The organism is Leucobacter chromiiresistens, from assembly GCF_900102345.1.
GTDB lineage: Bacteria > Actinomycetota > Actinomycetes > Actinomycetales > Microbacteriaceae > Leucobacter > Leucobacter chromiiresistens.
Window position 1 is genome coordinate 2,816,060 of record NZ_FNKB01000001.1, and the last position, 7,284, is coordinate 2,823,343.

A 7,284-nucleotide genomic window follows, 5' to 3' on the forward strand; every position below is an offset into this window, starting at 1 on the left:
CCCGCTCCTAGTAGGCGTAGATCTCGACGTCGAGCCCGTCCGTCGTCGGCGTCACCTCAACGTCCGCGTCGGAGGCGCCCACCTCGAGCTCTTCGGTGAGCGGTCGGCCGTCGGCGCCGCGGCCGGTGTACGTCGCCGTGAATGCCCCGCGATCCTCGATCTGCATCCAGATCGAGGTCTCGTCGACGCTGCTCACCAGCGGCGGCGTCACCATTTCCACCGATACGGCCACCTGGGCGGCGGGGTCGAACCTCGGGCTCGGCTCCATCACGTCGATGCCGCATGACTGCAACTCCCAGACGTCCGTCGACGTGGCGCACTCGCGGTAGGCCTCGGCGACCTTCCGCTGCACCTCGTCGGCGTAGTCGGGCCCGGGAGCGACCCAGTCGGAGGCGAAGAGCGCGTCGCCCGCGGAGGTGACGGGGAATCGGGCCCCGTCGAGGGTCGTGAAGTAGGGATTGTGCGATTCGAGCGCGTACTGGCCCGCGTAAAGGGTCACGACGTCGGCCCCCGCGGGGAACGGCTCGTCGGCTCCGCGCAACCCGAGCGCTCCGCCTCCGGCCGTGTCGAGCATCACGTCGTATCGCAGCCCCGAGGTGACGCTCCACGAGTCGTCCTCGTCGCGACGCAGCTCGAGGTGGTCGGTGTACGGGTAGCCGTCGAGTTCGTAGACGACCTCGCCGGTGGCCCGGCCGGCGTCGAAGTCGACGCGGAAGCGCCCGAGCTCGGGGTGCGCGATGTGCTCCGCCTCGGCGAACACGTCGGCGCTCGGGGCCTCGCCCGAGCCTGCCGACGGTGCTCCGTCGAAGAGTTGCTCCGCGTCGGCGAGACGCCCCGCCGCGACCGCGTCGAGGTACTGCGCCGCGATCGCACGCACCTCACCGCGATTATTCGACTGCGCGTCGACGGCGATCACCGTGCCGGCGGCGCCGAGCACCACCACGGCGAGCGCGGCGGTCACTCCCCAGATCCAGGCGCCGCGCTGCCGGCGGTCGTGCTCCTGCGGCTCGTGCGGACCGGGGGCCACCTGCGCGTCGGGATGCGTCACCGTCGTCTCCTCTTTTCATCGGCGCGGGGGCTCCGCGCCACTCGGATTTCGGTCCGGCATCGGTCCGAAGCGTTTCGGGTCAGTCCCGCCCGGTGAGCTGCCACGCGTCCTCGTCGCCGTCGCTCTCGACCTCTTCGAGGCTCGCCTGGTGCTGGGCGATCGGGTCGTCGTACCGGGGGTCGGCGGTTCCGAGCGATGCGTCGAACGGATCGATGACGTCCGTCTCCGCGTCGCCGCCGGTGCTCGGAGCGGAGGCGGCGCCTCCGGAGGCGAGGCCCGCCGCGCCGCTCGCCACGGATGCGGAGGAGCCCGGTGCGCCGGCGCTCGGCGGCTGCGGGCGCGGGGACTCGAACGCGGGTGCGGCGGGGGCCGGGCCGCCGCCGATGCGCGCGAGCACTTCGGGCAGCTGCTCAGGGCTGACGAGCACGTCGCGGGCTTTCGATCCCTCCGACGGTCCGACGATGTCGCGCGACTCCATCAGGTCCATCAACCTGCCCGCCTTCGCGAAGCCGACGCGCAGCTTGCGCTGCAGCATCGAGGTCGAGCCGAACTGCGAGGAGACGACGAGTTCGATGGCCGCGATCAGCACCTCGAGATCGTCGCCGATGTCTTCGTCGATCTCCTTCTTCTCGACCGCCTGCGCCACGTCCGCGCGGTACTCGGGCTGCGCTTGAGCCTTGACGTGTGCGACCACCTGCGCGATCTCCGCCTCCCCGACCCACGCGCCCTGCACGCGCACCGGCGACGATTCGCCGTTCAGCAGGAGCAGGCCGTCGCCCTGCCCGATGAGCCGCTCCGCGCCCACCTCGTCGAGGATGACGCGCGAGTCCGTGCCGGACGCGACGGCGAACGCGTAGCGGCTCGGCACGTTCGACTTGATCACGCCGGTCACAACGTTCACCGAGGGACGCTGCGTCGCGAGCACCAGGTGGATGCCGGCGGCGCGGGCCAGCTGCGTGATGCGCTGGATCGAGTCCTCGACGTCCCGGGGGCGATGAGCATGAGGTCCGCCAGCTCGTCGACCACCACGAGCAGGTAGGGGTAGGGCTTCAGCACGCGCTGGCTGCCCTCGGGGAGCACGATGCCGCCCGACCGCACGGCCTCGTTGAAGTCGTCGATGTGGCGGAAGCCGAAGCTCGCGAGGTCGTCGTAGCGCATGTCCATCTCCTTCACGACCCACTGCAGCGCTTCGGCCGCCTTCTTGGGGTTCGTGATGATGGGCGTGATGAGGTGCGGCACGCCCTGGTAGACGGTGAGCTCGACGCGCTTCGGGTCGACGAGCACCATGCGCACCTCGGAGGGCGTCGCCCGCATGAGGATGCTGGTGATCATGGAGTTGATGAAGCTCGACTTGCCCGAGCCGGTGGCACCGGCGACGAGCAGGTGGGGCATCTTCGCGAGGTTCGCCACGACGAAGCCGCCCTTGACGTCCTTGCCCACGCCGATGGTCATCGGGTGCGGGCTGCGCTGCGCCTTGCTCGAACGCAGCACGTCGCCCAGCGCGACGTTCTCGCGGTCCTGGTTCGGAATCTCGATGCCGATTGCGCTCCGCCCGGGGATCGGGGAGAGGATGCGCACCTCGTTCGAGGCGACGGCGTAGGAGAGATTCTTCGAGAGCGCGGTGACCTTCTCCACCTTGACGCCGGGGCCGAGCTCGACTTCGTACTGCGTCACGGTCGGGCCGCGTGAGAAGCCCGAGACCCGGGCATCGACCTTGAACTCCTCGAAGACCCGCGCGATCGCGGCCGTGATGAGGTCGTTCGCCTCCGTATGCGTCTTCGGGGCGTCGCCGGCCGAGAGCGCGTTCTGGTCGGGCAGGCGGTACGCGGCCTGGTCGGCGGGGCTGTGCGGCGGCGCGACGACGAAGGGCTCCGAGGCCGCCGCAGGTGCGGCCGGCTCCTCCGCGGGCGGTTCGGGAGCGGCGGCCGCGAAGTCGTCCCAGGAGTCGTCGCCGAGCCCCGACGCCGGTCCGGTCGCCGTCGCCTGCACGGCTGCTTCGGCCTGCTCGAGCTCGTCGAAGAGGTCTGAGGGGAACACGCCGGTCGCCGGCTCGGGGGCGAGCGCGGATTCGAACGCGCCGTTCTTCTCCGCCTCAGGCGCGGTGCCGCCGAGTGCGGAGCCGCCGAGTGCGGCATCGAGGCCGGAGCGGTCGGCCGCGTACTCCGGGTCCTCCTCCCGGCCGGAGGCGTTGCGACGCCACCAGGGCACCGCGTCGCCGTCGCCCTCCTGCTGCTCAAGGTCGAAGAGCGCCTGCTGCTCGGCCCGCTCCTGCTTGCGGCTGCGCTTCGGCGCGGTCGCGGGCGCGGCATCATGCTCGCCCTCCGCACTCACGCCGAAGAGGAACGCGTACGCCTCGCGCACGCGTCGGGCGATGCGCGAGGGCGGCGTCTTCAAGACGATGAGCAGCGACATGAGGATCAGGATCGAGAGCAGCGGCACCGCGACCCACATCGTGAGGTACTTGAGCGCCCCACCCACCAGCCAGCCGAAGACGCCGCCCGCAGCGCTCAGCTGCTCCGGGTTCTCCCAGGGGTTCGGCATGCCGCCGTACAGGTGGCACAGACCGGCTGCCGAGAGCACGGCGAGCGTGAGCCCCGTCGCGATGCGCCGGTTGTCGTGCACGCTCGACGGATGGTTGAAGAGCCAGAGCGCGAAGCCCGCCATGATGATCGGCAGACCGAAGGCGACCCGCCCGAAGAGCCCGCCGAACGACCACGCATCGAGGGTCACGGCGAACGTCTGCCCGATGAAGAACCACTCGATCACCGCTCCGGCGATCGCGAGCAGCACGAGGAGCAGGGGCACGCCGTCACGACGATCCTCGGGCGCGAGCGGCTCGACGCGGAAGGCGCGGGCCGCGGCCCCGACGGCGTGCGCCAATCCGTTCCAGGCGCGCACGACGACGCCGTCCGTAGCCTCCGGTTCGGCGAGCACCTTCGTTTTCGCGGTCGCTCGGGTATCCGCTGAACGGGAACCCGAGTCGCGGCCTTTCCCGTGTGCTGGCGCGACGAAGCTTTACTGGCCATGGTACGAGGTACGTTCGACCGCCGACAATGGCGAGTTGACGCTCCGCGCCCGCGCGAATCGCCGGGCCCGGAGGCGACCGGCGGAGCCCCTAGCGTCGGCGCAGCGCCCGAACCGCGCGCTTCGCGAGCGGCAGGCCCTTCGACCACAGCGCGTACCCCGGGCCCGGGCGGTCCCAGCTGCCCGCGAGCAGGTTCTCGTGCGACGCGAAGCCCGTCTTGAAGGTGGTCACGCCGTCGTTGATGAGGCCGCCGAAGTCGTACCGCTCGATCCCGATCGACTTCATGAGCCTGATGACGTGCCACTTGAGCGCGTAGTTGGCGCGCAGGCGCTGCCCCGTCTCGTCCATCCCGCCGTACAGCTCGAACGCGTGCGGCGCGACTTCGCCATGAAGAGGAACGCCACCGGGCGGCCCTCGGCGTACGCCGCCCAGACCGGGGCGTCGTCTCCGAGCATGGTGAACACGTCTTGGTAGTAGGAGTCCTCGTGCAGCCCGAAATCGGCGCGCTCGCTCGTCTCGCGGTACACCTCGAGGCAGGCGTCGAGCTGCTCGAGCGTCTCGACCGGGCGGATCTGCAGGGCGTCCTCCCGGCCCGACTTCCGGATGTACTGCCGGTGCTTCTTCGACATGTCCGCGAGCAGTTCCTCCTCCGACCGCCGCAGATCCAGGATCAGCGTGCGCGCCGGCAGCACGGGCGTCTCGGCGCGGCGCCAGCGGGGCGTGAGGGCGAACGCGCCCGCGTCCTCGTCGGGCTCCACCGAGAGCGCCACCGCACGCCGAGAGCCGTGCACGTAGTCGGCGACGGCATCGGCGACGGCGGAAGGTGCCGGCGCGGCGGCGGGCCGCTCCGGCGCCTCGGCGTCGCGCGCGAGCACGGGGCCGCGAGGCGCGTAGACGAAGTCGCCGATCGGGCCGGGCAGCGTTCGGGTGAGGAGCTGGCAGGCGCCCACCACGGGCGCGTCGGCGCCGGCGCCCGAGCGCACGAGCACGCGCTCGGCCGACCATCGGTGGGCCGACTTCACGTCGCCCCAGCCCCACAGCTGCAGCGGGTGGCCGCCGAGCCGCTCGACGGTGGCATCCCACTCGGCGCGGTCGGTGCAGGGGGTCACGGTGAGGGAGGTCACGAACGGGTCCTTCCGAGAGTTCGGGTGAGCGTGCCGACGATGTCCGACACCTCAGAGGATCGGAGCAGGCGGAGCACCAGCAGATAGACGACGCCGACGACGACGGCCTCGACGACCGCGAACGGGAGCGCCTGCCAGACGCCGAACTCGGCGCGATGAGGCGCCCGAGGTGCGTCGCGAGCAGGCCGACGGCGAGGGCGGGAACGGCGGCGATGAGGTACTTCGTCAGGCTCTGCGCCACTCGCCGCCCGTCGATGGAGCCGATCTTGCGCCGGAGCAGCCAGGTCGCGATCAGCGCCTCGACGATCGTGGCGAACGACCAGATCACCGCGAACGAGACGCCGATGTGGCGGGGGCGACGAGCACGGGCAGCAGCAGGGAGAGCGCCATGACGAGCACCATCTGGATCGTGGTGAACACGAACGGCGTCCGCGTGTCGGAGAGCGGTAGAAGGCGCGCTGCACGACGAACAGGAAGCTGTAGGCCGCGAGGCTCGCCGCGTAGGCGACGAGGGCCTCGGCGAACATGTCGACCTGCTCGGGCAGCGCCCCGAAGTTGATGATGCGGCCGACGAAGGGCGCCGCGGTGACGAGGATCACGGCGGCGTAGACCATGACGAGGCGATCTGCCGCAGCGACGCCGAGAGGTCGCTCCGGAACTCGGTCATGCGGCCGGACTGCCCCCACTCCGCCAACCGGGTGAAGTAGGCGGTCGCGAGCGATACCGCGATCACGGAGTGCGGCATCATGAAGATGAGCCAGACGTTCTGCATCGCGCTCGTGGACGGCCCTCCCCGAGCCGATCGCGACGATGCGGTTCGTCACGATGCCGCCGACCTGCATCACCACGACCATTGCGAGCGTCCACGTCGCGAGGCGGCGGTGTGGCCGAGGCCCACGCCGCGCCAGGGAAGTCTGGCCGGAAGCGGATGCCCGCGTTGCGCCACGACACGAAGAGGATGAGCGCTGCGCCACGATGCCGAGCGTCGCGCTGCCGCCAGCACGGCGATCATTCGGGCGTCCACCCGTCACGCGAGACGCCCTCAGGGTCGGCGCCGAACATCGCGATGAAACGAGAATGCCGCCGATCGCGATCAGGTTGTTGAGCACGGGAGCCCACGTGAAGGGGCCGAACCGGCTGCGGGCATTCAGCACCTCGCCCATGACGGTGTAGATGCCGTAGAAGACGACCTGGGGCATGCACCAGTACGCGAACGCCGTGGGAGCGCGAGCTGATCCTCGCCCAGCCCTCCACGGTGATCCGCACGATCCACGGGGCCCGCCATCGCGAGGCCCGTGATCACCACGAGCGCGGTCGTGACGAGGGTGAGGATCTTGTTGGATGTACCCCGCTCCCCGTCGCTGTTCTGAGCGGCTTGACGATCTGCGGCACCAGCACGGCGTTGAGCACGCCGCCGATGAGGATCATGTAGACGGTGTTCGGCAGCAGGTTGCCGTTCGCGAACGCGTCGGCCGAGCGCGCCCCGACCGAGCCGATGGCGTAGGCGAGCAGCATGGCCTTCGCGAGGCCGAGCACGCGCGAGACGATCGTGCCCGACGCCCATGACGGCGCTCGCGCGGATGAGTCCGGCGGCCATCAGTAGTAGGGGTCCTTCCGAACGGCGAGTGAGACGCGTCGCGCGATCCGATCGCCCGACCTCCCAGATGCGGTACGCCAGCGGGCGCAGCGGCAGGTCGAACGCACCGGCGTAGTCGACGATCTGCGGCGAGAACGAGCGCTTGAACTGCCCCACGCCGAACAGCGGGTGCTCGCGATCGTCGGCGCGATCCGAGGGCGGCGCGCCGCACAGGTCGTGCACGAGGGCGCCGCGCTCGTTCGCCCAGCGCATGACCTCCCACTGCAGCGCGTGCGAGGCCCCGTAGGCCGTCTTCGCCCGCATGGAGGCACCGTCCTTGTACGTCGTCTTCGCGCCGAGCGCCATCGCGTACGCTCCGGCGACGAGCGCACCGTCGCGGTGCGCGAGGAACATCTGCCCGACGCCGGCTTGCGAGAAGCGCTGCCAGAACTCGCGGTAGTACCGCTCCGAGCGCAGCACGAACGCGCCCTCGGCGGTCTCCTGCAGCAGC

6 protein-coding genes and 2 pseudogenes are annotated in these 7,284 nt (G+C 70.8%); all 8 read right to left on the minus strand.

The features are described from left to right. Positions 1-7 precede the first annotated feature (7 nt). The gene (locus BLT44_RS12875; protein ID WP_010156630.1) at positions 8-1,048 is read right to left on the minus strand and encodes a hypothetical protein; all 1,041 of its coding nucleotides are present in this window, start codon (positions 1,046-1,048) and stop codon (positions 8-10) included. 79 nt (positions 1,049-1,127) lie between these two features. Then, positions 1,128-1,949 (minus strand): DNA translocase FtsK, encoded by an 822-nt coding sequence (locus BLT44_RS16180; protein ID WP_425311211.1) that lies wholly within the window; start codon positions 1,947-1,949, stop codon positions 1,128-1,130. 57 nt (positions 1,950-2,006) lie between these two features. After that, positions 2,007-3,712, minus strand: a pseudogene (locus tag BLT44_RS16185) (DNA translocase FtsK); the annotation flags it as partial. Between the two features lie 451 nt (positions 3,713-4,163). Beyond that, on the minus strand, positions 4,164-4,421 hold the full coding sequence (locus tag BLT44_RS15960) for a peptidoglycan bridge formation glycyltransferase FemA/FemB family protein (RefSeq protein WP_244887481.1): 258 nt from the start codon (positions 4,419-4,421) through the stop codon (positions 4,164-4,166). Continuing rightward, positions 4,355-5,197, minus strand: coding sequence for a lipid II:glycine glycyltransferase FemX (locus tag BLT44_RS12885; RefSeq protein ID WP_244887482.1), 843 nt, complete (start codon positions 5,195-5,197; stop codon positions 4,355-4,357). The genes BLT44_RS15960 and BLT44_RS12885 overlap by 67 nt, the downstream gene beginning before the upstream one ends. Positions 5,198-5,792: 595 nt before the next feature. Beyond that, complete coding sequence (locus tag BLT44_RS15965; RefSeq protein WP_244887483.1) at positions 5,793-5,969, minus strand: hypothetical protein; 177 nt, start codon at positions 5,967-5,969, stop codon at positions 5,793-5,795. A gap of 250 nt (positions 5,970-6,219) precedes the next feature. Then, positions 6,220-6,396 (minus strand): annotated as a pseudogene (locus BLT44_RS15970) (lipid II flippase MurJ); the annotation flags it as partial. Then, the coding region (locus BLT44_RS15975; protein ID WP_244887484.1) for a lipid II:glycine glycyltransferase FemX at positions 6,345-7,284 on the minus strand (940 nt) is incomplete at its 5' end. The gene BLT44_RS15975 and the pseudogene BLT44_RS15970, both read right to left, overlap by 52 nt.